Origin of the sequence: Nocardioides sp. YIM 152588, assembly GCF_040191335.1 — a bacterium.
Taxonomy (GTDB): Bacteria; Actinomycetota; Actinomycetes; order Propionibacteriales; family Nocardioidaceae; genus Nocardioides.
Genome location: NZ_JBEGDJ010000002.1, coordinates 84,111 through 108,843 on the forward strand (window position 1 = coordinate 84,111; position 24,733 = coordinate 108,843).

The 24,733-nt window shown below is 73.3% G+C and carries 21 protein-coding genes; 13 read left to right on the forward strand and 8 right to left on the reverse strand.

Annotated elements, in window-relative coordinates:
• Positions 1-74 precede the first annotated feature (74 nt).
• The 6 genes from ABLM29_RS02170 to ABLM29_RS02195 are packed head-to-tail and all read left to right on the forward strand — an operon-like array spanning position 75 to position 8,528.
• The gene (locus ABLM29_RS02170) at positions 75-2,165 is read left to right on the forward strand and encodes a molybdopterin oxidoreductase family protein (RefSeq protein ID WP_349711983.1); all 2,091 of its coding nucleotides are present in this window, start codon (positions 75-77) and stop codon (positions 2,163-2,165) included.
• The gene (locus ABLM29_RS02175; RefSeq protein WP_349711985.1) at positions 2,162-3,703 is read left to right on the forward strand and encodes an FAD-dependent oxidoreductase; all 1,542 of its coding nucleotides are present in this window, start codon (positions 2,162-2,164) and stop codon (positions 3,701-3,703) included. Before ABLM29_RS02170 ends, ABLM29_RS02175 begins: the two co-directional genes overlap by 4 nt.
• A gap of 52 nt (positions 3,704-3,755) precedes the next feature.
• The gene (gene nirB, locus ABLM29_RS02180; protein ID WP_349711987.1) at positions 3,756-6,338 is read left to right on the forward strand and encodes a nitrite reductase large subunit NirB; all 2,583 of its coding nucleotides are present in this window, start codon (positions 3,756-3,758) and stop codon (positions 6,336-6,338) included.
• The gene (nirD, locus tag ABLM29_RS02185) at positions 6,335-6,727 is read left to right on the forward strand and encodes a nitrite reductase small subunit NirD (RefSeq protein WP_349711989.1); all 393 of its coding nucleotides are present in this window, start codon (positions 6,335-6,337) and stop codon (positions 6,725-6,727) included. Before nirB ends, nirD begins: the two co-directional genes overlap by 4 nt.
• Complete coding sequence (locus ABLM29_RS02190; RefSeq protein WP_349711991.1) at positions 6,724-7,848, forward strand: uroporphyrinogen-III synthase; 1,125 nt, start codon at positions 6,724-6,726, stop codon at positions 7,846-7,848. Before nirD ends, ABLM29_RS02190 begins: the two co-directional genes overlap by 4 nt.
• A complete protein-coding gene (locus ABLM29_RS02195) occupies positions 7,845-8,528 on the forward strand; it encodes a sirohydrochlorin chelatase (protein ID WP_349711993.1) in 684 nt (227 codons plus the stop codon). The genes ABLM29_RS02190 and ABLM29_RS02195 overlap by 4 nt, the downstream gene beginning before the upstream one ends.
• A gap of 21 nt (positions 8,529-8,549) precedes the next feature.
• On the opposite strand, the gene ABLM29_RS02200 is transcribed toward ABLM29_RS02195, so the two are convergent.
• The 7 genes from ABLM29_RS02200 to ABLM29_RS02230 all read right to left on the reverse strand — a co-directional run bounded on the left by ABLM29_RS02200 (position 8,550) and on the right by ABLM29_RS02230 (position 16,786).
• The gene (locus tag ABLM29_RS02200) at positions 8,550-9,341 is read right to left on the reverse strand and encodes a septum formation family protein (RefSeq protein WP_349711994.1); all 792 of its coding nucleotides are present in this window, start codon (positions 9,339-9,341) and stop codon (positions 8,550-8,552) included.
• A 116-nt stretch (positions 9,342-9,457) separates the two neighbouring features.
• Positions 9,458-10,249, reverse strand: a complete 792-nt coding sequence (locus ABLM29_RS02205; protein WP_349711996.1) for a septum formation family protein — start codon at positions 10,247-10,249, stop codon at positions 9,458-9,460.
• A gap of 47 nt (positions 10,250-10,296) precedes the next feature.
• Positions 10,297-11,088 carry a septum formation family protein gene (locus ABLM29_RS02210; RefSeq protein ID WP_349711998.1) on the reverse strand — a complete coding sequence of 264 codons (792 nt, stop codon included), beginning with the start codon at positions 11,086-11,088 and terminating at the stop codon, positions 10,297-10,299.
• 50 nt (positions 11,089-11,138) lie between these two features.
• The gene (locus ABLM29_RS02215) at positions 11,139-11,951 is read right to left on the reverse strand and encodes a septum formation family protein (protein ID WP_349712000.1); all 813 of its coding nucleotides are present in this window, start codon (positions 11,949-11,951) and stop codon (positions 11,139-11,141) included.
• Between the two features lie 113 nt (positions 11,952-12,064).
• The gene (locus ABLM29_RS02220) at positions 12,065-13,321 is read right to left on the reverse strand and encodes an MFS transporter (RefSeq protein ID WP_349712002.1); all 1,257 of its coding nucleotides are present in this window, start codon (positions 13,319-13,321) and stop codon (positions 12,065-12,067) included.
• Between the two features lie 184 nt (positions 13,322-13,505).
• Positions 13,506-16,049 (reverse strand): glycoside hydrolase family 65 protein, encoded by a 2,544-nt coding sequence (locus tag ABLM29_RS02225; RefSeq protein WP_349712004.1) that lies wholly within the window; start codon positions 16,047-16,049, stop codon positions 13,506-13,508.
• On the reverse strand, positions 16,046-16,786 hold the full coding sequence (locus ABLM29_RS02230; protein ID WP_349712006.1) for an HAD family hydrolase: 741 nt from the start codon (positions 16,784-16,786) through the stop codon (positions 16,046-16,048). Before ABLM29_RS02230 ends, ABLM29_RS02225 begins: the two co-directional genes overlap by 4 nt.
• A gap of 164 nt (positions 16,787-16,950) precedes the next feature.
• Here ABLM29_RS02230 and ABLM29_RS02235 point away from each other — a divergent pair, with 164 nt between their 5' ends.
• From ABLM29_RS02235 to ABLM29_RS02250, 4 genes are all read left to right on the forward strand, one after another.
• Positions 16,951-18,240, forward strand: coding sequence for a cytochrome P450 (locus ABLM29_RS02235; RefSeq protein WP_349712008.1), 1,290 nt, complete (start codon positions 16,951-16,953; stop codon positions 18,238-18,240).
• 113 nt (positions 18,241-18,353) lie between these two features.
• Positions 18,354-19,769: an FAD-dependent oxidoreductase gene (locus ABLM29_RS02240; protein WP_349712010.1), complete on the forward strand. Its 1,416-nt coding sequence runs from the start codon at positions 18,354-18,356 to the stop codon at positions 19,767-19,769.
• Positions 19,770-19,827: 58 nt separating this feature from the next.
• Complete coding sequence (locus ABLM29_RS02245) at positions 19,828-20,628, forward strand: SURF1 family protein (RefSeq protein ID WP_349712011.1); 801 nt, start codon at positions 19,828-19,830, stop codon at positions 20,626-20,628.
• A complete protein-coding gene (locus ABLM29_RS02250; RefSeq protein WP_349712013.1) occupies positions 20,625-20,963 on the forward strand; it encodes a DUF3817 domain-containing protein in 339 nt (112 codons plus the stop codon). The genes ABLM29_RS02245 and ABLM29_RS02250 overlap by 4 nt, the downstream gene beginning before the upstream one ends.
• 63 nt (positions 20,964-21,026) lie before the next feature.
• On the opposite strand, the gene ABLM29_RS02255 is transcribed toward ABLM29_RS02250, so the two are convergent.
• A complete protein-coding gene (locus tag ABLM29_RS02255) occupies positions 21,027-21,323 on the reverse strand; it encodes a hypothetical protein (RefSeq protein WP_349712015.1) in 297 nt (98 codons plus the stop codon).
• A gap of 204 nt (positions 21,324-21,527) precedes the next feature.
• On the opposite strand from ABLM29_RS02255, the gene ABLM29_RS02260 reads away from it, so the two are divergent.
• The 3 genes from ABLM29_RS02260 to ABLM29_RS02270 are packed head-to-tail and all read left to right on the forward strand — an operon-like array spanning position 21,528 to position 24,406.
• A complete protein-coding gene (locus tag ABLM29_RS02260) occupies positions 21,528-22,040 on the forward strand; it encodes a peptidylprolyl isomerase (RefSeq protein WP_349712017.1) in 513 nt (170 codons plus the stop codon).
• Positions 22,041-22,045: 5 nt separating this feature from the next.
• Positions 22,046-22,978 carry a rhomboid family intramembrane serine protease gene (locus tag ABLM29_RS02265; protein WP_349712019.1) on the forward strand — a complete coding sequence of 311 codons (933 nt, stop codon included), beginning with the start codon at positions 22,046-22,048 and terminating at the stop codon, positions 22,976-22,978.
• Positions 22,979-22,987: 9 nt separating this feature from the next.
• Entirely contained in the window at positions 22,988-24,406 is a 1,419-nt protein-coding gene (locus ABLM29_RS02270) for an AMP-binding protein (RefSeq protein WP_349712021.1), read from the forward strand.
• Positions 24,407-24,733: the final 327 nt, after the last annotated feature.

Here is a 24,733-nt window from a genome sequence, read left to right on the forward strand (position 1 = left end):
CCGTGAGACCGAGTTGCCCGTAACGGAAACAGAAGGGAGCAGCGATGAAACCGCAAGGACCTGGAATGGATGCCATGACCGAGAAGCCCGCGACGCGGACGCACTGCCCCTACTGCTCCCTGCAGTGTGGCATGACGGTCTCCCGCGTCGGCCGCGCCGGCATCACCACCGGCGCCTGGGACGACTTCCCGGTCAACCAGGGCGCGATGTGCCGCAAGGGCTGGACCGCCGGCGAGCTGCGCGGCAACCGCGAGCGGCTCACCACCCCGCTGGTGCGGGACCGGGCCAGCGGGGAGCTGCGGGCGGCGGAGTGGGACGAGGCGCTCGACACCGTCGCCGCCCGGATCCGCGACCTCCGGGCGGAGCACGGCCCCGACGCGATCGGCGTCTTCGGCGGCGGCGGCCTCACCAACGAGAAGGCCTACCAGCTCGGCAAGTTCGCCCGGGTCGCGCTGGGCACCAGCCAGATCGACTACAACGGCCGCTGGTGCATGAGCTCGGCCGCCAGCGCCGGCAACCAGGCCTTCGGCATCGACCGCGGCCTCCCGTTCCCCCTCGCCGACGTCGAGCGGACCGACGTGGTCGTCCTGGTCGGCTCCAACCTCGCCGAGACCATGCCGCCGGCGGCGCGCCACCTCGACCGCCTCCGCGAGCGCGGCGGCAAGGTCGTCGTGATCGACCCGCGGCTGACCAGCACCGCCGAGCGCGCCGATCTCTTCCTCCAGCCCGTCCCCGGCACCGACCTGGCGCTCGCGCTGGGCGTCCTGCACCTGCTCGACGCCCGCGGCGCCGTCGACGAGGAGTACGTCGCCACCCGCACCACCGGCGCCGACGAGGCCCGCCGCGCGGCCGCCGCCTGGTGGCCCGAGCGCGTCGAGCGGGTCACCGGCGTCGGCACCGACGAGCTGCGCACGCTGGTCGACCTGCTCGCCGGCGACGGCGGCACCCGCCCGAGGGCGATGGTGCTCACCGCCCGCGGCGCCGAGCAGCACGCCCAGGGCACCGCCACCGTCCTCGGCTGGATCAACGTCGCCCTCGCGCTGGGGCTGCCCGGCGCGCCGTACTCGGGCTACGGCTGCCTCACCGGCCAGGGCAACGGCCAGGGCGGCCGCGAGCACGGCCAGAAGTCCGACCAGCTCCCCGGCTACCGGATGATCGACGACCCCGCCGCCCGCGCCCACGTCGCCGGCGTCTGGGGCGTCGACGCCGACAGCCTGCCCGGCAAGGGCCGCTCGGCCTACGAGCTGCTCGACGCGCTCGGCACCGAGGCGGGCCCGAAGGCGCTGCTGGTGCACGGCTCCAACATCGTCGTCTCCGCCCCGCGCGCCGGCCACGTGACCGAGCGGCTGGAGTCGCTGGACCTGCTGGTCGTCTGCGACCTGGTGATGTCCGAGACCGCGGCGATCGCCGACGTGGTGCTGCCGGTCACCGAGTGGGCCGAGGAGACCGGCACCATGACCAACCTCGAGGGCCGGGTCATCCTGCGCCGCCGCGCCGTCGCCCCGCCGGCCGGGGTCCGCAGCGACCTCGAGGTGATCGCCGGGCTCGCCGAGCGGCTGGACGCCCCGATCGGCTTCTCGGTCGAGCCCGAGGAGATCTTCGCCGAGCTGGGCCGCGCCTCGGCCGGCGGCAAGGCCGACTACTCCGGCATCACCTACGACCGGATCGACGCCGAGGCCGGCGTCTTCTGGCCCTGCCCGGCGACCGCCGAGGGGGAGGCCGAGCACCCCGGCACCCCGCGGATGTTCGCCGACTCCTTCGCCCACGCCGACGGCCGGGCGCGGTTCCTCGTCCCGGAGTTCGTCGGCGCCGCCGAGGAGCCGGACGCGACCTACCCGGTCCACCTGACCACCGGCCGGGTGCTGGGCCAGTACCAGTCCGGTGCCCAGACCCGCCGGATCCGCTCGCTGCCCGACGAGGGCGCCTTCGTCGAGATGCACCCGATGCTGGCCACCCGGATCGGCGCGCACGACGGCGAGCCGGTCGTGGTCCGCACCCGCCGCGGCGAGATGAAGGCCCCGGCCCGGGTGGTCACCACCATCCGCCCCGACACGGTCTTCGTGCCGTTCCACTGGGTCGGCGCCAACCGGCTCACCAACGACGCGCTGGACCCGTCCAGCCGGATGCCGGAGTTCAAGGTCTGCGCGGCGGGGGTGACCCGATGAGTGACGCACCCCGCCGGATCGTGGTCGTCGGCTCCGGGATGGCCACCACCCGCCTGGTCGAGGAGCTGGTCGCCCGGGGCGTCCACACCCGCGACCGGATCACCGTGCTCGGCGACGAGCCGGTGGCCCCGTACAACCGCATCCTGCTCTCCGCGGTGCTGGAGGGCACCCATCGCCCCGACGCGCTGACGCTGCGCGAACCCGCCTGGTACGCCGCCCACGGCATCGACCTGCGCCTCGGCGCGCGGGCGCTCGGCGTCGACCCCGAGCGCCGCGACGTGATGCTCGTCGACGGCACGATCGTCGAGTACGACGTCCTGGTGCTCGCCACGGGCAGCATCCCCACGCTCCCTCCGATCCGCGGCCTGGTCCGGATGGACGGCACCCTGCACGAGTCGGTGCACGCCTTCCGCTCGCTGGACGACTGCGACCGGCTGCGGGCCGCCCTCGAGGAGACCGACGACGACGGCCGGCCGGCGCACCGCCGGGCCGTGGTGGTCGGCGGCGGGCTGCTCGGCCTGCAGGTCGCCCGTGCGCTGGGCGCCCGCGGCCTCGACACCGAGATCGTCGAGGGCGGCGATCACCTGCTGCACACCCAGCTCGACACCGCGGCCGGGCGGATCCTCGCCCGCGACCTGCGCAAGCTCGGCGTCTCCGTCTACACCGGCGCCCGCGCTGTGCGCCTGACCGACGCCGCGGCGCTGGCCGGGGCGGGCGCAGGCGCCACGGTCGGCGGGGACGTCCGGGTGCTCGACCCGCTGCCCCGCAACCCGGGCCGCGTCGCGCTGCGGCTGGACAACGGCTTCACGCTCGACACCGACCTGGTGGTGCTCACCGCCGGCGGCCGTCCCTCCACCGCGCTGGCCCGCGGGGCCGGCCTGGAGGTGCGGCGCGGCATCGTCGTCGACGACCGGCTGGCCAGCGTCACCGACCCGGCGATCCACGCGATCGGCGACTGCGCCGAGCACGACGGCCGGACCACCGGCTTCGTCCCGCCGGCGTGGGAGCAGGCGGGGATCCTCGCGGAGGTCCTGGCCGCCGGCCCGGGCGCCGGCGACGCCACCTACGACGGCACCCGGATCGTGGCCCGGCTGCGCGCCACTGGCCTGGACGTCGCCGTCCTCGGCGACGCCGCCGCCGAGATCGAGGCCGGCGGCGAGGTGGTCGAGGTGGCCAACCCGATCGCCGGTTCCCACCGCCGGCTCGTGGTCCGCGACGGCCGGATCGTCGCCGCCACCCTGGTCGGCGACCTCTCCCGGGTCGGCCTGATCACCCAGCACTTCGACCGCGGAACGGTGCTCGGCGAGGGCGAGCCCGGCGCCCTGCTGCTGCCCGACCGCCCCGCCGGCGCCGGCAGTGCTGCTCGGGCCCTGCCCGACGACGCCGAGGTCTGCGCCTGCGCGGGCGTCTCGGCGGGTCGGATCCGCGCCTGCTCCTCCGTCGAGCAGGTCCGCGACACCACCCGCGCGACCACCGGCTGCGGCGGCTGCGCCAGCACCGTCCGCGAGCTGCTCGACACCACCCCCGTCCACGCCTGACCACCCGGTCCGACCCGATCGCTCGAGATCACCCCCCCGAGAGGAAACCCTGATGGCACCGCACCTGAGGAAGCAGCTCGTCGTGGTCGGCCACGGCATGGTCGGTCACCGCTTCGTCCAAGCGGCGATCGAGCGCGGGCTCACCGAGACCTTCGACATCACCGTGCTCGGGGAGGAGCCGCGGCCGGCGTACGACCGCGTGGCCCTGACCTCGTTCTTCGAGGTCGGCGCCGAGGCGCTGTCGTTCCTGCCGGGTGGCGTCTACGACGACCCGCGGGTCACCCTGCGACTGAGCGCGGAGGCGACCGGGCTCGACCCCGAGACGCAGACGATCCTGCTGGCCGACGGCGACGTGCTCCCCTACGACGAGCTGGTGCTCGCCACCGGCGCCGCGCCGTTCGTGCCGCCGGTGCCCGGCAAGGACCTCGGCAACGTCTTCGTCTACCGGACCATCGAGGACCTGGAGGCGATCCGCGAGGCCAGCCGCGGCGCCCGCGCCGGTGCGGTGATCGGCGGCGGCCTGCTCGGCCTGGAGGCGGCGAACGCGCTGCACCAGCTCGGCGTGCAGACCCACGTGGTCGAGATGGCGCCGCGGCTGATGGCGGTGCAGGTCGACGACGCGGGCGGCGCCACGCTCAAGCGGCACATCCAGGACCTCGGCCTGACCGTGCACACGGGCGTGATGACCGAGCTGATCGACGGGGATGCCGACGGGAAGGTCTCGGGGATCAAGTTCAAGGAGCAGGAGACCCTGCCGCTGGACATCGTGATCTTCTCCGCCGGCATCCGGCCGCGCGACGCGATCGCCCGCGCGGCCGGCCTGGAGATGGCCGAGCGGGGCGGCGTCCTCGTCGACGAGCAGTGCCGCTCCTCGGTGGGGAACATCTGGGCGATCGGCGAGTGCGCCGCGCCCGGCGGCCGCATGTACGGCCTGGTCGCGCCCGGCTACACGATGGCCGAGGTCGTCGTCGACACCCTGCTCGGAGGCGACGCCGGCTCGTTCACCGGCGCCGACATGTCGACCAAGCTGAAGCTGCTCGGCGTCGACGTCGCCTCCTTCGGCGACGCGTTCGCCACCACCCCCGACTCGCTGGAGCTGGTCTTCTCCGACGCGGTCGCCGGCGTCTACAAGAAGCTCGTCGTGGCCGAGAACGCCAGCGGCGGCTTCGAGCTGCTCGGCGGCATCCTGGTCGGCGACGCCAGCGCCTACGGCGTGCTCCGCCCGATGGTCGGCAGCGGGATGGAGCTCCCGGAGAACCCGGAGGAGCTGATCCTGCCGGCCAGCCGCGGCGGGGTCGAGCTGGGACTGCCCGACGACGCGCAGGTGTGCTCCTGCAACAACGTGACCAAGGCCGAGATCGTGGCGGCGGTCTCCGACGAGGCGACGCACAACGATGGGGGCCCCTGCTCCGACGCGGGCTGCGTCACCGCCTGCACCAAGGCCGGCTCCACCTGCGGCTCCTGCAAGACCGTGGTCAAGAAGATCGTGGAGGACCACTTCGCCTCGGTCGGCAAGGAGGTCGACAGGTCCCTGTGCCAGCACTTCCCGATGACCCGGGCCGAGCTCTTCGAGGTCGTCGCGATCCACGGCTACACCCGGTTCGACGACATCATCGCCGGCCACGGCACCGGCCGCGGCTGCGACATCTGCAAGCCCGCGGTCGCCTCGATCCTGGCCAGCCTGCTCAACCACCACGTGCTCGACGGCTCGAACCGCACCCTTCAGGACACCAACGACGCCTACCTGGCCAACATCCAGAAGAACGGCACCTACTCGGTGGTGCCCCGGATCCCCGGCGGCGAGATCACCCCGGAGAAGCTGATCGTGATCGGCGAGGTCGCCCGCGACTTCGGCCTCTACACCAAGATCACCGGCGGCCAGCGGATCGACCTGTTCGGTGCCCGGCTGGAGGACCTGCCGCTGATCTGGAAGCGGCTGGTCGACGCCGGCTTCGAGTCCGGCCACGCCTACGGCAAGGCCCTGCGCACGGTGAAGTCGTGCGTCGGCTCCACCTGGTGCCGGTACGGCGTGCAGGACTCGGTCGGGCTCGCCATCGAGCTGGAGCTGCGCTACCGGGGCCTGCGCTCGCCGCACAAGCTCAAGGGCGGCGTCTCGGGCTGTGCCCGCGAGTGCGCGGAGGCCCGAGGCAAGGACTTCGGCGTGATCGCCACCGAGAAGGGGTGGAACCTCTACGTCGGCGGCAACGGCGGCGCCACCCCGGCCCACGCCCAGTTGCTCGCCGGCGACCTCGACACCCCGACGCTGATCAGCTACCTGGACCGCTACCTCATGTACTACATCCGCACCGCCGACCGGCTGCAGCGGACCGCGCCGTGGATCGACAGCCTCGACGGCGGGTTGGAGCGGGTCCGCGAGATCGTCGTCGACGACGCGCTCGGCCTTGGCTCGGAGCTCGAGTCGGCGATGGGCCGCCACGTCGAGACCTACTTCGACGAGTGGAAGGCCACCGTCGAGGACCCGGAGAAGCTGCAGCGCTTCGTCTCGTTCGTCAACGCCCCCGGCGTACCGGACCCGCACATCTCCTTCCGTGACGAGCGCGGGCAGATCGCCCCCGAGGCCAGCGACGGCCCGGTCACGCTCGGAACGACCATCCCCGTCGGAGGCCCCCGATGAGCACCGTCGACAGCACCGGCGCGCAGGCGCCGGACACCACCGGCACCGTCGTCTGCCCGCTGGACCGGATCGAGGTCGAGGGCGGCGTCACCGCCCTCGTCGGCGGCGAGGCCGTCGCGGTCTTCCGCACGTATGACGACCGGGTCTTTGCGATCTCCAACTACGATCCCTTCTCACGAGCATCGGTGCTGTCGCGCGGCATCGTCGGATCGAGGACGATCGACGGGGTCGACGTGCCGTTCGTCGCCAGCCCGATGCACAAGCAGCCGTTCGACCTGCGCACCGGCCGCTGCCTCGACGACGAGGCGGTCGGCGTACCGACGTACGACGTGCGGGTGGTCGACGGTGATGTCGTCGTCGGCCGACGGCGGGAGAGCGGGGGCCCGTGACACAGCACTCCTCGGGGCAGCCGCTGGCCGGCTTCCGGATCGGGGTGACGGCCGCCCGTCGCGCCGAGGAGCAGATCGCGCTGCTGGAGCGCCGCGGTGCCGAGGTCGTGCATGCGCCCGCGCTGTCCGTCGACCCGAACCGGGTCGACGAACCGGCGCTGAAGGCGGCGACCGCGCACGTCCTGGCCGCGCCGGTCGACATCTTCGTCGCCACCACCGGCATCGGCATGAAGTCCTGGCTGACCCTGGCCGACGGCTGGGGGATGGGCGACCACCTGCTCGACCACCTCGGCGCCGCCGAGATCCTGGCCCGGGGCCCGAAGAGCGTCGGCGCGCTGCGCCGGTTCGGCCTGCGCGAGCTCTGGGCGCCGGAGTCGGAGTGCTTCGAGGACGTCCTCGACCACCTGCGCCGCCGTGACCTGACCGGGATGCGGATCGTGGTCCAGGAGCACGGTCAGTCGCTCTCGATGGCCGCGCACGCCCTGCGCCGCCGCGGGGCGGACGTCTCCACCGTCGCCGTGTACCGGGTCGAGGGCGCGGAGGACCCCGAGCCGATGTTCGGGCTGATCGAGCAGATCGCCGCCCGCCGGGTGCACGCCGTCACCTTCACCGCCGCGCCCGCGATCGCCTCCCTGATGGAGGCCGCCGCCTCGACCGGCCACCGTGATGAGGTGATCACCGCGTTCCAGGCGGACGTCGTCGCCTCCTGCGTGGGCCCGGTGACCGCGGCGGCGTTCGAGATGTGGGGCGTGCCCTCGATCTACCCCGAGCGGTCCCGGCTCGCCGCGATGATCAAGCAGCTCGAGCTCGAGCTGCCCTCGCGCGCCACCGGCACCACGCTGGAGGTGGCCGGCCACACGCTGCTGCTGCACGGCGACGAGGTGCTGCTCGACGGCACCGAGGTGAAGCTCTCCCCGGCGCCGTACGCGGTCCTCCAGGCGCTGCTGGTCAACCCCGGCAACGTGGTCTCCCGGCGCGACCTGCTCGCCGCGCTGCCCTCGGGCACCGCGGGCTCCGAGCACGCGGTGGAGATGGCGGTCGCCCGGCTGCGCGCGTCGCTGGGCACGCGCTGCGTGCAGACGGTGGTCAAGCGCGGCTACCGGCTGGCGGTCACGCTGTGAGCGTCCCGGCGAGCACGCCGCACCTGGTCACCGTCGCCCACGGCACCCGGACCGCGGTGGGCAACACGGTGGCCCGCCGGATCACCGAGGAGGCCGGCGCCCGGCTCGGCTGGGCGGCCACCGCCTCGTACGTGGAGCTGTGCGAGCCGCTCTTCGCCGACGTGCTCGCCGGGGAGCTGGCCGGGCCGGTGGTCGCGCTGCCTATGCTGCTCTCGACCGGGATCCACGTCCGGCAGGACCTGCCCGCGGCCGTCGGCGCCTCCGGGCGCGACGACGTCGCGCTGGGCGGGCCGCTCGGCCCGGACCCCCTGCTCGCCGAGGCGCAGGCCGACCGCCTGCGCGCCGCCGGCACCCGCCCCGGTCAGGCGGTGGTGCTGGTCGCGGCCGGCTCCACCGACCCCGCCGCGCAGGCCGACCTGGACGGCGCCGTGGCCTGCCTGGCCGAGGCGTGGGGCGGCCCGGTCCGGCTGGCGACGCTCACCGGCCTGGGGCCCCGGCCCGACGAGGTGATCCGCCCGGGCGACGCGGTCGCGCCGTACCTGTTCGCGACCGGCTTCTTCCACCGCCGCCTCGAGGAGACGGCGCGCGCCGCCGGGGCGACCGTGGTGGCCGAGGTGATCGGCCCCCACCCGCGCGCGGTCGACCTGGTCGTCGACCGTGCGCGGGCGCTGGCGGGCTGAGCCCGCCCTGCCGTCAGCGGATCAGACGTCCAGCGCGTAGCACTGGAGGACGCGGTTGCCGGCCCGCCACTCCGCGCGGCTGCCGACCTGTGCCCACCAGTACTTCTTGCCGGCGCAGTGCTTCGCGGCCAGCCGGTTGAACCTCTTGTCGGACGGGTAGGTCGACTTCGGGATCTGGTGGTTGTGGGTGGCCTTGTAGTGGTGCTTCCTGTTGCAGCCGGTCTCCCACCCGGACCCGTCGCTGTCGAGCACGATGCAGGCGCGCTCGGCCTTGGTGATCCTCTTCAGGGCCGGCTTGCGGGCGGGGAGGTCCTGGAGGCTGCCGATCCCGGACTTGAGGACCAGGTCGCAGCGGATCCACCGGGCGCCGTGGGCGATCTGCTCCTCGGTCGGCACGAACCAGGCGAGGCGGTAGGCGGTCTTCATGTAGGTGCGCCAGTTCGTGTCCAGCGCCTTCCGGAGGGCGGTGGCGCACGCCGGGAGGACCTGGTTGCTCACCTTGGAGTAGAACTTCTCCGGCGTGGGCTGGTCGTAGTCCAGACCGTCGGGCAGGGAGGGGACGGCGACGGTGTAGGCGGTGTGGTCCTGCGCGCAGGGCACGGCCGGCTTGGTGTCGCTCTCGGACCAGTAGACCCTCTTGCCGTAGTCGTGGCACTTCCCGACGGCGGGGGCGCCGTAGGCCGGGCCGTCGGTCCCCTCGTCGGCGCGGGCGGCCGTGGTCGGGGACAGGGCGAGACCGGCGGTGAGCGCGGTCGCGGCGGTCAGCGCGGCCGTGGCGCGGAGGGAGGAGCGGAGGGAGCGGAGCAGATGCATGGGGGTGGCGGTGCCTTTCGGAGCTGTCAGAGCGCCGGACAGGCTAGCCGGGGTGGTCCGCGTCACCGTGACCGCGTCCCGCAGGTGCGTCCCTGTCCCTCCCGAGGGTCAGCCTGTCAGCGGTCCAGCGCGTAGCACTGGATGACGCGGTTGCCCGCTCGCCACTCGGACCGGTAGCTGCCCACCCACCACCAGTACTTCTTCGTGCCCCGGCAGTGCTTCGAGCCGAGCCGCTGGAACTTCTTCGATGACGGGTACTTGCCCTGGGGGAGCTGGTGGTTGTGGGTGGCCTTGAACTGGTGCTTCTTCGTGCAGCCGGTCTCCCACCAGGACCCGTCGTTGGCGACCTTGATGCAGGCGCGCTCCGCCTTGGTGATCCTCTTCAGCGCCGGGCTCCGGGCGGGCAGGTCCTGGAGCCGGTCATTGCCTGCCTGGAGCACCAGGTCGCAGCGGACCCAGCGGGCGCCGTGGGCGATCTCGTCCTCGGTCGGCAGGAACCACGCCCAGGTGTAGGCGGTCCTCATGTACGTGCGCCAGTTGGTCTCCAGCGCCTTCCGGGCGGCCGCGGCGCACCCCGGCAGCACCTTGCGGGACATCGTGGCCAGGAACTCGTCCCACGTGGGCTCGTAGTACTCGACGGCGTCGGGCAGGTAGACGACCGCCGTCGTGTAGGCGGTGTGGTCCTTCTTGCACCCCACCGCCGGCGTGGGGTCGTTGTCGGAGAGCAGCACCTTCTTGCCGTAGTCGTGGCACTCGCCGACGGCCGGGGCGCCGTACGTCGGGCCGTCGGTGTCGGGCTCGTCCTCGGCGCGGGCGGAGGTGACCGGGGCCAGGGCGAGGCCGGCGGTCAGGGCGAGCGCGGCGGCGAGGGCCGCGGCGGTGCGGAACGGGGTGCGGAACGGGCGCATGGCGAATCGGTGCCTCTCGGGAGCGGAGGGGGTTCGGACGGGTCCGCTCAGCGGTCCCACTCGTAGCACTGCAGGACGCGGTTGCCGGCGATCCAGGCCGACTGGTAGCCCATCCGGCCGTAGCCGGGGTGCTGGGCAGTGCCCGTGCAGTACTTGTTCAGGTACCGGTAGTACTTCCGGTCGCTCGGGTACTTGCCGCGCGGGAAGAGGTGGTTGTGGGTGGCCTTGTAGTGGTGCTTCCTGTCGCAGCTGGTCAGCCAGGCGCCCCCGTCGCGCAGGGCGAGGCAGCTGCGCTCAGCCGCGGTGATCTTCTTCAGCGCCGGCTTCCTGGCTGGGAGGTCCTGGAGCCTGCCCGCCCAGGTCCTGAGGATCAGGTCGCAGCGGATCCAGCGGGCGCCGTGCTCCTTCTGCTCGTCCGTCGGCTCGAAGATGGCGCCGGTGTAGGCGGTCTTCATGAACGTGCGCCAGTCGGTGTCCAGGGCCTTCCGGTTGGCGGTGTCGCACGCGGGCTGGACCTTCCGGATGAACTTGGCGACGTACTTCTCTTCGGTGGGCTGGTGCCACTCCATGTCGTCGGGCAGGTACACCACGGCCGAGGTGTACGCCGTGTGGTCCTCCTTGCACTTCACCGCCGGCTTGGTGTCGCTGACGGCGAAGTAGACCTTCTTGCCGTAGTCGTGGCAGGTGCCGACCTCGGGGGCGCCGTACGTCGGGCCGTCGGTCCCGGGCTCGTCCTCGGCGCGGGCGGCCGTGGTCGGCGCCAGGGCGAGGCCGGCGGTCAGGGCGAGCGCGGCGGCGAGGGCCGCGGCGGTGCGGAACGGGGTGCGGAACGGGCGCATGGCGAATCGGTGCCTCTCGGGAGCGGAGGAGGTTCGGACGGGTCGGCCGCTCAGCGGTCCCACTCGTAGCACTGCAGGATGCGGTTGCCGAGCCGCCACTGGTCCTTGGGGGCGAGCCGCCCGTAGCCGGGGTGCTGGGCCGTCCCGATGCAGTACTTGTTGATGTACCGCTGGAACTTCTTCGAGGACGGATACTTGCCGGCCGGGAGCCTGTGGTTGTGGGTCGCCTTGTAGTGGTGCTTCTTGTTGCAGGCGGTCCGGTAGGCGCCGTCGTCGCGCAGCACCAGGCAGTCGCGCTCGGCCGTGGTGATCTTCTTCAGCGCCGGCTTCCGGGCCGGCAGGTCCTGGATGTTGCCCGGCGCGCCCTTGAGCACCAGGTCGCACCGGATCCAGCGGGCGCCGTGGCTGATCTGGTCGGCGGTCGGCTCGTAGTACGCACCGTCGTAGGAGGTCTTCATGAGCTTCGCCCAGGGGGCGTCGAGCGCCTTCCGCTCGGCCTTGGTGCAGGTCGGCATCAGCAGCTTGCTGACCTTCGCGTAGAACTTCTCCGGCGTGGGCTGGTGCCACTCCATGTCGTCGGGCAGGTAGAGGACCGCGGCGGTGTAGGCGGTGTGGTCCTCCTTGCACTTCACCGGGGGCTTGGTGTCGGTGTAGCTCCAGTAGACCTTCTTGCCGTAGTCGTGGCACTCGCCGACGACCGGGGCGCCGTAGGACGGGCCGTCCGGGGTCTCGGGCTCGTCCTCGGCGCGGGCGGCCGTGGTCGGTGCCAGGGCGACGGCGGCGGTGACGGCAGCGGCCGCGGTGAGGGCGGCTGCGGTGCGGAACGAGGAGCGGATCGAGCGGGCGGCGCGGAGCGGGCGCATGGCGTGACGAGGCCTCTCGGGAGCAGGGAGGTGGAGGCCGGTCAGGCTAGGGGCGGTGGACTAGCCGACCGGGACGAAGTCCCGAAAATGTGAGGTGTGCCTCACTGTCGGCGTCACGAGATCAGTCGCTCGTGCCTCACCGGCACCAGCGGCACCGCCAGCAACGGCAGCGCTGCGGCGAGCGCGAACGCCGGCCCGTAGCCGAGGCCGGTGATGGTCAGCCCGGCCACCGGCGGCACGACCGCCGCCATCAGGTGCTGCGCGGTGTTCTGCACACCCATCGCCCGGCCCGACCAGAACGGGCCGGCGCGCTCGGCGACGGCGGTGAAGGCGAGGCCGTTGTCGGCGACGGTGACGGCGGACGCCGCGACCAGCAGTACGACGGCCAGCCCGGTCAGCCAGGCCGCCGTACCGGCCGCGGCGCTGGCCGCGCCCAGCGCCAGCATGGTCAGGGTGGCGATCACGGCGACCTGGCGCATCGGCCGCATCCGGCTGCCGGCGACGTCGGACCACCAGCCCGCGGCGATCCGGGCGCCGGCGCCGCCCACCTGGGTGCCGAGCATGACCAGTCCGGCCGCGGCGGGCGACCAGCCCAGGTCGTCGACCATCCAGGTGAGGCCGAAGGTCCACACCAGGAACTGCGGGCCGACCAGCAGCACCGAGGCGCCGTGGATCCGGGCCAGGAACCCGTCGGCGCGGTAGGGGTTGGCCGCGCTCGGGTGGTCGCGGCGCTCCGGGCGCGGCGGTTCCAGCACGACCACGGCGACCAGTGCGGTCGCCGCCAGGCAGGCGCCGGTGGGTACCCACAGCGCCGCGGCGATCCCGACCCGGTCGGCCAGCACCGCCATGGTCGCCGCCGCGAGGCCCACGCCCAGCGGCTGCGCGGTCTGCCGGATGCCCATCGCCAACCCCCGGCGCTCGGGCGGGAACCAGCCCACCACGACCCGGCCGGAGGCGGAGTTGGTCGCCCCCGAGGCGCCGCCGGCGAGCACCAGGGCCAGCGCCATCGCGGCCACCGAGCCGCGGCTTCCGTCACCCGAGCCGGCCGCGGCGATCGCCAGCAGCCCGCCGGCCGCGGCGCCGACCAGCCCGGCCAGCAGCGCGAACCGCTCGCCCTTGTGGTCGACGACCAGCCCCCACGCCACCAGCGTCAGCATCATCCCGACCAGCGGGGCCGAGGCGACCAGCCCCGCCTCGGCCAGGCTCATCCCGTGGCCGGTGTGCAGCTCGGGGATCAGGAACGCGGGCCCGGTGACCATCGCGGCCGACGCGGCCTGCGCCGCCGTACTGCTGCCGAGCATCGCCCAGCGCCGGCCCGCGCTGATCCGCTCCCAGGCGGGCCGGGCCTCCTGCTCGGGGGTGACGGCCATGCCGCCAGTGAACACCCGCGTCCCGATTGGTGAGATTGAGATATCGAGGAGTGAGACAGCCTGGTGGGTGTCGGAATCACCGGTCGACCGGTGAAACCAGCGCTACCCGGGCGTTGAAGTGCCTGTCATGCGTATGAATCACCGGTCGACCGGTGATTCATACACGGCGTCAAGCCCCTCCCGCCTACTCCCCAGACGGCACGATCGCGGAGATCACGGTCCCGTCGGAGCGCTGGGTGCCGGCGGGGTTCACTGGCTCCCCGTCCAGCCGCGGCCCCTGGTGGGTCAGCGGCACCCGCACGGAGGAGTCCTCCTCGTCGCCGGCGAGCGTGACCAGCTTGCCGCGGACGTCGAAGGTGACCGGCCCGGCGCCGCGCTCGATGGTCAGCTCGACCTCGTCGGCGCGCACGGTGACCCGGACCCGGGTGCCGTGCAGCGTGATCCGGTAGATCAGCGAGTTCCAGCGCACGGGCAGCCGCGGGTCGATCTGGAACTGCTTCTCGCCGTACTGGGCGCCGATGTCGCGGAAGCCGCCGAAGCCGGAGACCAGCGCCGACCAGACGCCGCCGGTGGAGGCGACGTGGACGCCGTCGGCGGTGTTGTTGTGGCGGTCGTCGAGGTCGACGAAGAGCGCGGAGAGGAAGTACCGCAGCGCGAGCTCGTGGTAGCCGACCTCGGCCGCGATGATCGACTGCACGACGGCCGAGAGGGTGGAGTCGCCGGTGGTGATCGGGTCGTAGTAGTCGAAGTTCGCCTTCTTGTGCTCGGCGGTGAACTCCTCGCCCTGGAGGAAGAGCGCCAGCACCACGTCCGCCTGCTTGAGCACCTGGAACCGGTAGATCACCAGCGGGTGGTAGTGCAGCAGCAGCGGCCGCTTCTCCAGCGGCGTGTTCTCCAGGTCCCACATCTCCCGCTCGAGGAAGTGCATGTCCTGGGGGTGGATGCCGAGGTGCTCGTCGAAGGGGATCGCCATCCCCTGGGCGCACTCGGCCCACTCGTCCGGCTCGTCGGGCGTGAGGCCGGTGCGGCGCACCAGCTGGGCGTAGGCCTCGGGGTTCGACCGGCGCAGCTCCCAGACCGCGTGCGCGGCCCGGCGCAGGTTGAAGCGCGCGAGCACGTTCGTGTACAGGTTGTCGTTCACCACGGTCGTGTACTCGTCCGGCCCGGTGACGCCGTGGATGTGGAAGGTGCGCCGGTTCTCGTCGCGCCAGAACCCCAGGTCGGCCCAGAGCCGGGCGGTCTCGACGAAGATGTCGATCGCCTCGCGGGCCAGGAAGTCCAGGTCGCCGCTCGCGCCGACGTACTGGCTGAGGGAGTAGGCGATGTCGGCGTCGATGTGGTACTGCGCGGTGCCCGCCGCGTAGTACGCCGACGCCTCGTGCCCGTTGATCGTCCGCCACGGGAACAGCGCGCCCTTCTGCGCGAGCTCGCGGGCGCGGTTGCGGGCCGAGTCCAGCAGCGTGTAGCGGAACCGCAGCGCGTTCCGGGCCGCCCACGGGATGGTGTAGGTCAGGAACGGCATCACGTAGATCTCGGTGTCCCAGAAGTAGTGGCCGCCGTAGCCCGACCCGGTCACCCCCTTCGCGGCGATGCCCTGGCCCTCGGCGCGGGCCGAGGCCTGGAGGATCGAGAAGAGGTTCCAGCGCACGGCCTGCTGGAGCGCCTCGTGGTCGGGGATCTCCACGTCGCTGGCCTGCCAGAACTGGTCGAGCAGGTCCCGCTGCTGCTCGAACTGCTGGTCCACGCCCTCCTCCCAGGTCCGGTCGAGGGTGCGCTGGCCGCGGTCGATCATCTCCCGCGCCGGCACCGAGGTCGCGGTGTGGAAGGCGACCATCTTGGTCAGGGTGATCGGCACCCCCGGCTCGGCGGTGACCCGGTAGATCACCTTCGCCATGTCCTCCTCGCACTCCGCCTTCCAGGAGTACGTCGAGGAGGTGGTGAGCTGGTGGTCGGCGACCACGCCGATGCTCATCCCGGACTCGGCCGTCCGGTACGCCAGCTCGAGCCGGCCGGTCTCCTGGTCGGCGTGCTGGTGGGCCGGGATCAGCACCCGGCGGTTGAACGCCTCCGCCTTGCGCGGGTCGTTCTCGGAGGTCTGGTGGTTGTGGGGTTGCGGGCCCTCGACCGGCTGCTCGTTGCGGTCCTGGCGGTTGAGCAGCTGCGAGGAGATCGACACCGAGGCGTGGGCGTCCAGGACGGTGACCTCGAAGGTCATCACCGCCAGGTGGCGCTGCCCCAGCGGCACCATCCGGCGGGAGCGGACCGAGACGCGCTTGCCGCCCGGGGTGCGCCACAGCACCTCCCGGTGCAGCACGCCGTCGCGCAGGTCCAGCGTCCGCTCGTACGCCAGCAGGTCGGCCGTCGACAGGTGCAGCGGCTCGTCGTCGACGTAGAGCCGGATCACCTTCGGGTCCGGCACGTTGACGATGGTCTGACCGATCCGCGCGAAGCCGTAGGCCTCCTCGGCGTGGTTGATCGGCCAGGTCTCGTGGAAGCCGTTGATGAAGGTGCCGTCGACGTGGGCGTCGCGGCTCTCCTCGTAGTTGCCGCGCAGGCCCAGGTAGCCGTTGCCGACGCTGAACACCGACTCCGTCATGCCGAGGTCCGCGGAGCTGAACCGGGTCTCGACCAGGCGCCACGTGTCGACCGGGAACCGGCTGCGGTCCAGCGGGTCGGCGATCGGCGGGGCGACGTGGGAGGGGCCGAGCCCGTCGTTGTGGACGTTCACGCGCCCGCTCCTTCCGTGGAGCCCGCGGGGACCAGCTCGTCGAGGTCGGAGACCACCAGGTCGGCGCCGGCGTCGCGCAGATGGTCGGCCCCGACGCCGCGGTCCACCCCGATGACCAGCGCGAAGGCCCCGGCCGCGCCGGCCCGCACCCCGCTCACCGCGTCCTCCAGCACCACCGCGCCGTCGGCGGTGACGCCGAGCTCGCGGGCGGCGTAGAGGAACGTGTCCGGGGCCGGCTTGCCGTCGAGGCCCTGCTCCGCCGCGACGCCGCCGTGCACCACGGTCCGGAAGTAGTCGGCGACGCCGGCCGCCGCCAGCACGTCCGGGGCGTTGCGGGAGGAGGAGACGATCGCCATCGGCACGCCCCGGTCGCGCAGCGCGTCGAGCAGTCGCACCGAGCCCGGGTAGGGCGCGATCCCCTCCTCGGCCAGCACCTGGCCGAAGTACCCGTTCTTGCGGTTGCCGAGCCCGCACACCGTCTCCGCCGACGGGTCGTCGTCGGGCGTGCCGTCGGGCAGCGCGATGCCCCGGGAGGCGAGGAACGAGCGCACCCCGTCGTACCGCGGCTTGCCGTCGACGTAGTGGAAGTAGTCCTCGTCGGTGTAGGGCGACTGGTCGCCGCGCGCGGCGAGGAAGTCGTTGAACATCTTCGCCCAGGCGTGCATGTGGACCTCCGCGGTCGGCGTCACGACGCCGTCCAGGTCGAACAGGGCTGCCTCGTAGTCGCTCCAGTCCATTCCCGCAGCGTAGCCAGCCGGGGGCCACCCGCGGTTTCATCGCGGTGAACCGCTGGCGTGGACCTGAGCGCGGGTGTCAGCGACACCACGCGCCGAAGTCCGCAACACGGCCGTCCCGAGGGCTCCGTTCTGGTGAAATATCGGACATGCGGATGTTCGGGGCGATGAAGCGGTATGTCGGGCTGTGGGTCCTCAACCGCACCATGCGCAACGGCATCGACCTGCGCAAGCTGCGGTTCTTCCCCGACGCGCTGAGCCTGCCGGTCAAGCGCGACGGGCTGGACCCGCTGCCGGGGCTGATGAAGGTCCAGGCCGAGCAGCCGGTCAAGCGGCTCGCCGAGCTCTTCGGCCGCGGCGTCTGGCTGGTCTCCGGCCACGACGCGGCCCGCGAGGTGCTCTCCGGCGGCGCCGACACCTGGTCCAACGACCTCGGCCAGTTCGTCTCCCAGGAGGGACGCGGCGAGGAGGAGCAGATCGGCGGCCTGGGCATGACCGACCCGCCGCTGCACACCCAGCTGCGCCGCTACCTGACGCCGGAGTTCACGATGCGGCGGCTGGCGCGGCTGCAACCCTCGATCGAGGAGATCGTGCGGGCGCGCCTGGACGCGATGGAGGCCGCGTCGCAGGGCGGGCAGCCGGTCGACGTGGTCGAGGAGTTCGCGTTCGCCATCCCGTTCCAGGTCATCTGCGACCTGCTCGGCCTGCCGGTCGAGGACCGCTCGCGCTTCTTCGAGCTGGGTGTCGCCCGGTTCGACCTCAGCGGCGGCGGCGCGGGCACCTTCGGCGCCCAGGCCCAGACCCGCGAGTTCCTGATCCAGGCGGTCAAGGAGCAGCGCCACCGCCCCGGTGACGGGCTGATCGGCGCGCTGATCGCCGAGCACGGCGACGAGCTGGACGACGTCACCCTCGGCGGCATCGCCGACGGCGTCTTCCTCGGCGGCTACGAGACCAGCGCGAGCATGCTGGCGCTGGGCACCTACCTGCTCGCCACCACCCCCGAGGCCATGCGGATGCTGCGCTCGGACGCGGAGTCGGTGGACCGGGTGATCGAGGAGCTGCTGCGCCACCTGTGCGTGGTGCAGCTGGCGTTCCTGCGCTTCGCCAAGCACGACGTCGTGATCGGCGGGATGGAGATCAAGGAGGGCGACTGCGTCGGCGTCTCGCTGCTCGCCGCCAACCGCGACCCCGCCCTCGGCGACGGCCTGGACACCTTCGACCCGACCCGCGAGCCCACCCGGCACCTCGCCTTCGGCTGGGGCATGCACCGCTGCGTCGGCGCCGAGCTGGCCAGGATGGAGCTGCGCACGGCCCTGCGGATGCTGGCCGAGCGGTTCCCCGACCTCGCCGTCGCCGCCGACATCAAGGACCTGGAGTTCCGCAAGCTGTCCGCGGTGTACGGCGTCGAGTCGCTGCCCGTACGCCTGCACGCCACGGACGACCTCGCCGCCGTCTGAGCGCGAACCGGGGCTCGGGGCAGGCCGAACCGGGGCTCGCGGCAGGCCGAACCGGGGCTCGCGCCGCGCCGAACCGGGGCTTGCGCCGTGAACGCACCCCCTAGGCTCGCCGCGTGAGGATCGTGGTCGTCGGTGGCGACGCCGCCGGCATGAGCGCCGCCCACTCCGCCCTGCGTCAGGCGCGCGCCGCCGGCCGCGAGGTCGAGGTCGAGGTCGTCGAGGCGACCGGCCACACGTCCTACTCCGCCTGCGGGATCCCGTACTGGATCGCCGACGACGTCGAGGAGGGCGCGGACCTGGTGGCCCGGACCGCCGAGGAGCACCGGGCCGCGGGCATCAGGCTGCGGCTGCACACCCGCGCCACCGCGATCGACCCCGCCGGCCGAACCGTCACCGTCGAGGGCGCCGACCCGGAGGGCGCCACCGACACGATCCGGTACGACGAGCTGGTGCTCGCCACCGGCGCCCGGCCCGTGGTCCCGGACTGGGCGCGCGGCCCCGACGGCGCGCTGCTGGACGGGGTGCACCCGGTCAAGACCCTCGACGACGGCGCGCTGTGGCGCGACCTCCTCGCGCGGGCCGAGACGGCCGCCGCGGCCGAGGGCCGGCCGCCGCGGGCGGTGATCGTCGGCGGCGGCTACATCGGCGTCGAGATGGCCGAGACACTGGTCCGCCGCCGCTTCTCGACGACGCTGGTCACCCGTTCGCGGGTGATGGGCCGCCTCGACGAGGACCTGGGTGCCCGCGTCGCCGAGGCGCTCGCGCTGGGCGGGGTCGACCTGCGGACCGACACCGCCGTCGACCGGCTGGTCAGCGCGGATGGCGAGGTGCGCGGCCGGGTGCGGGGCGTCGTCACCACCGACGGCCGGCACGTCCCCGCGGACGTGGTGGTGCTCGCGCTCGGCGTCGAACCCGCCACCGACCTGGGCCGCGCCGCCGGCCTGCCGCTCGGCACCGAGGGCGGCTACCTCCCCGACGGCGCCGGCCGCCTCGCGCCGGGCGTCTGGGCGGCGGGCGACTGCTGCGAGCAGGCGCACCGGATCACCGGCCACCGCACCTTCCTCCCGCTGGGCACGCACGCCAACAAGCAGGGCCGGGCCGTCGGCGCCGCCCTCCTCGGCGGCGACCTGCGCTTCCCCGGCGCGGTCGGCACCGCGATCACCCGCTTCGTCGCGGGCGGCGAGCACGTCGAGGTCGCCCGCACCGGCCTCGGCACCGAGGAGGCCGTCGAGGCCGGGTACGACGTCGCCTCGCTGGTCACCGAGGGCACCACCGCCAGCGGCTACATGCCCGAGGCGGCGCCGCTCGCGATCAAGGTCCTCGCCGACCGCGCCGACCGGCGGCTGCTGGGCGTCCAGATCGTCGGCGGGCCGGGCGCCGGTAAGCGCATCGACGCGGCGGCCGCGGCCCTGTGGGGCTCGATGAGCGTCGACGACCTGGCCTGGATGGACCTCTCCTACGCGCCGCCGTTCGCCACCGCCTGGGAGGTGCTCCAGGTCGCCGCCCGGCGGCTCGCCGAGCGGCTGTGAGCCATTCGGCGGCACCGCCGAAGCGGGACCGGCCGTCGGCACCGCCTACCCTGACCGCGTGGAGCAGAGGGCCGTGCGCTGGTGGCACCCGCGGATGTGGGGCGTCCACCTGGTCGGCCTGGTCTGCGTCGGCACGGCTGTCGGCCTCGGTGTGTGGCAGTACGACGCCTGGCAGGCCCGCCGCGCCGCCGAGCAGGTCGACCTGACGACGGCCGCGCCACTCCCGCTGCAGGACGTGATCGGCTCCGACGACCCGTTCCCGCGCGCCGGGCTCGGCCGGCCCGTGGAGGTCGAGGGCACCTGGCTGCCCGAGGGCACCGTGCTGGTCACCGACCGCGAGAGCGCCGACGGCGAGCCGGGCGCGTGGGTGGTCACCCCGCTCACCGACGGCGGCCCGGAGGCGCCGGCGATCCCGGTGGTGCGCGGTTGGGTGCCCGAGGGCACCGACCTCGCCGACGTACCGGACCCGGGGGAGGCGGGCAGCCTCACCGGCTGGCTGCAGCCCGGTGAGGCCCGCGGCGAGACCGACGAGGACCCGGGCGACGACGTGCTGCCCTCACTGCGGATCGCCGACCTGGTGCAGCGGGTCGACCAGGACCTCTACGGCGCCTACGTGGTCGCGGAGGAGCCCGAGCCCGGGCTGGGCGCGGCGACCCTCGACCAGCTGCCCGAGGTGGGCCGGTTCACGGCGCTGCGCAACCTGCTCTACGCGCTGGAGTGGTGGGTCTTCGCGGCGTTCGCGGGCTACATCTGGTTCCGCTACGTGAGGGACACCACCCGGCCCCGCGTGGAGGACGCCGACGGGGACGGCGACGATTCGTCGTCGGTGCCGGGTGCCCCCGTAGCCTCGGAGTCGTGACGAAGCTCTTCACCACCTACCGGGTGCTGGCCCTGACGGTCGGCGTCCTGCTCCTGGTCGGCACGGTCGACGCGATCCTCAAGTACGGCTTCGCGGACGGCAGCACCGCGCAGCGCCTCGGCGAGGACCTCGACATCGTCTGGATGGTCCACGGCTGGATCTACATCGTGTACGTCGTGGTCGCCTTCGTGCTGACCCAGCGGGCGCGGTGGAGCCTCCCGCAGTTCCTGCTGATGATGGTCGCCGGCCTGATCCCGGGCCTCATCTTCTGGGTGGAGCACAAGGTCGCCGTGCGCCTGCGCGAGGACAGCGCGGAGCTCGCCGGCACCGCCTGAGCCCGACCACCCCGCCGGTGGTTGAGGTGCGAGCGCAGCGAGCCTCGAAACCACCGCCCCGGATCACTCCGGCTTGTCGTCCTCCGCGGCCTCGACCTCGTCGATCGGGTCGGTCAGCGGGTCCGGCGCCGCGTCGGGGGCCTGCTCCGGCTCCGGGACCTCCTCGGGCACCGGCACCGGGTCCGGGGTCGGCTCGGGGGTCGGCACGGGCTCGGGGGTGGGCACCGGCGGGATCGTCGCGTCCGGGCCCGCCGCGGACTGCCAGTCGCTGCCCGCGCCGCCGCCCTGGAGGCGCTTGGCCACGGCCGCGACCGCCACACCCACGCCGACAACGACCACCAGCTTCTTCAGCTTCGCCATGGTCCCCACCCTTCCACCTCGCGACCGGTCCTACACCTCGTTCGGCCTCAGGAATCCATCCCACCACGGGTGGGCGTCGGCGACCACCCGGACCACCGTAGGATCGAGCCACAGGCCCGTGGCGCGAGCCGCGACGCCGTACCAACCCCACCGCCGCGGGCATTCGGGCCCGCGCACACGACGATGTGAGGACCGACGATCGCCATGGCAGACCTCCAGGCCGTCCTGAAGACGAACAAGGGCGACATCACCGTCAACCTGTTCCCGAACCACGCGCCGGAGACGGTCGCCAACTTCACCGGCCTCGCGACCGGTGAGAAGGCCTACGACGCCGGCAACGGCCGCAGCGGCCCGTTCTACGACGGCCTCGGCTTCCACCGGGTCATCTCCGGCTTCATGATCCAGGGCGGCTGCCCGCTGGGCACCGGCACCGGCGGCCCCGGCTACACCTTCAAGGACGAGATCCACCCCGAGCTCGTCTTCGACAAGCCCTACCTGCTCGCGATGGCGAACGCCGGCCCGGGCACCAACGGCTCGCAGTTCTTCATCACCGTCGGCCCGACCCCGTGGCTGAACCGCAAGCACACGATCTTCGGCGAGGTCGCCGACCAGTCCGGCCGCGACGTCGTCGACGCCATCGCGACCACCGCGACGGGTGCGATGGACCGCCCGGTCGAGCCCGTCGTCATCGAGTCCGTCGAGATCATCGGCGCCTGACCTCGATGACGGAACCTACGGCCGGGGTGCCGACCTGCTACCGGCACCCCGACCGTGAGTCCTACATCCGCTGCCAGCGGTGCGGCCAGCCGATCTGCCCGGACTGCATGAACGAGGCGGCCGTGGGGTTCCAGTGCCCCTCCTGCGTCGCCGAGGGCGCGAAGGCGACGCGCGCCGGCCGCACGACGTACGGCGGCATCCGCTCGTCCCAGCCGGGGTCGACGTCGATCATGCTGATCGCGATCAACGTCGCGGTCTGGGTCGCGGTGATGGTCACCGGTGGCGCCCGGAGCCGCCTGGTCGACCTGCTGGCGCTGACGCCCGTCGGGCAGTGCACCTCGGTCGCGAACCCCGGCGCCTACTACCCGGGCATCGGCACCCAGACCGTCTGCGACGCGATCGGTGACGGCCGCTGGTACCCGGGCGTCGCCGACGGGGCCTACTGGCAGCTCATCACGAGCGCCTTCATGCACGTCCAGCCGTGGCACATCGGCTTCAACATGCTGGCCCTGTGGTTCCTCGGCCCGCAGCTCGAGCACGTGCTCGGCCGCGCCCGGTTCCTCGCGCTCTACCTCGTCTCCGCGCTGGCCGGCTCCGTCGCGGTGCTGTGGCTCTCGAACGAGTACCAGTCGACCCTCGGCGCCTCCGGCGCGGTCTTCGGCCTGATGGGCGCGCTGCTGGTGATCGGCACCAAGGCCCGCGCGGACGTCTCCGCGATCTGGGGCTGGCTCGCGATCAACGTCCTGCTGACCTTCGTGGTCTCCAACGTCTCGTGGCAGGGCCACCTGGGCGGCCTGATCGGCGGCGCGCTGGTGGCCGCCGCGCTCGCGTACGCCCCCCGCGGTCCGCGTCGCGCCACGGTCCAGTGGGCGGCGATCGCCGTCCTGGTGGTCGTCCTCGGCGCGGCGGCGGCGGTCCGCGTCGCCATGCTCGGCTGAGCGGCGCCCGTGACCCCGCTGCTCACCTCGCTGGTCGACGTCGCCCGGGCGCGCGACGCCGTCGCGGTCCGGGTCGGCGACGACGTCCTGTCGCGCGGCGACCTGGTCGACGCGGCCGGCCGGTTCGCCGCCGGTCTGGCCGCCGACGGTCCGGTCGCGGTGCTGGCCGAGCCGTCCCTGGACACCGTGGTCGCCGTCGTCGGCTGCCTCTCGGCCGGGGTCCCGGTCGTCCCCGTGCCGCCCGACGCCGGACCCGCCGAGGTCGCCCACATCCTCCGCGACAGCCGCGCCGTCGCCTGGTCGGGACCCGACCGCCCCGGCGTGGGGCTGCCGCCGGTCGTGCCGGCCGCGTCGGCGTCCCGGTCGGTGTCGGCGTCGGCGTCCGGGTCGGCGGACCCCGACGCGGTCGCGATGATCCTCTACACCTCGGGCACCACCGGCGCCCCGAAGGGCGTGGAGCTGACCACGGCGGCGATGGCCGCCGGCCTCGACGGCCTGGCCGAGGCCTGGGGATGGACCGGCGACGACGCGCTCGTGCACGGCCTGCCGCTGTTCCACACCCACGGCCTGATCCTGGGCACGCTGGGCCCGCTGCGGTTCGGCTCGCCGCTGCACCACACGCGGCGGCCGAGCCCCGCGGCCTACGCCGCCGCCCGGGGGACGATGTACTTCGGCGTGCCGACCGTGTGGGGGCGGGTCGCCGCCGAGCCCGCCGCGGCCCGCGCTCTCTCCCGCGCCCGGCTGCTCGTCTCGGGCAGCGCGCCGCTGCCGGTCTCGGTCTTCTCCCGGCTCGCGGCGCTGAGCGGGCACCGGCCGATCGAGCGGTACGGGATGACCGAGACCATGATCACCCTCAGCACCCGCGCGGACGGCGAGCGGCGCCCCGGCTGGGTCGGGCTGCCCGTGGGCGCCACGCGGACCCGGATCGTGAGCGAGGAGACCGGCGAGCCGGTCCCGTACGACGGCGCGTCGATCGGCCAGCTCGAGGTGAGCGGTCCGACCCTGTTCTCCGGCTACCTGGGCCGCCCGGAGGCGACCGCGGAGGCGCACACCGCCGACGGCTGGTTCATCACCGGCGACATCGCCGCGCGCGACGAGGACGGGTTCCACCGGATCGTCGGGCGCGCCTCCACCGACCTGATCAAGTCGGGCGGGTACCGCATCGGCAGCGGCGAGATCGAGGCCGTGCTGATGGACCATCCCGGTGTCGCGGAGGTCGCCGTGGTCGGCGTACCGGATCCGGACCTGGGGCAGCGGGTGACCGCCTTCGTGGTCCCGGCCGAGGGGACCGGGTCGGGCCTCGCGGAGGCGCTGACGGAGCTCGTCGCGACCCGCCTCTCGTGGCACAAGCGCCCCCGCGACGTGGTCTTCGTCGACGCGCTGCCGCGCAACGCCATGGGCAAGGTGCAGAAGAAGCTGTTGCACTGACCCCTGGCGGCGCCGCTTCTGCCGTGCCGACCGCGGGTTCTCCCCAGATTCATCCACACCTGGGGAGAACTACACGTGTGTAACTCATCCCCAGCTGTGGAAATCGTTGGGGAGAACTACATCCGTGTAAGTCCTCCCCATCCTGTGGACAACTCTGTGGACAACCCGCCCGCGAACCGGGGATCGGGGCAGGCCGAGCCGGAGCTGGGGGCAGGCCGAGCCGGGGCTGGGGGCAGGCCGAGCCGGGGCTGGGGGCGAAATGCGAGACGGGGGCCGCGACCCTCTGGTCGCAACCCCCGTCTCGGCGTGCCCGGAGCCCCGTCTCGG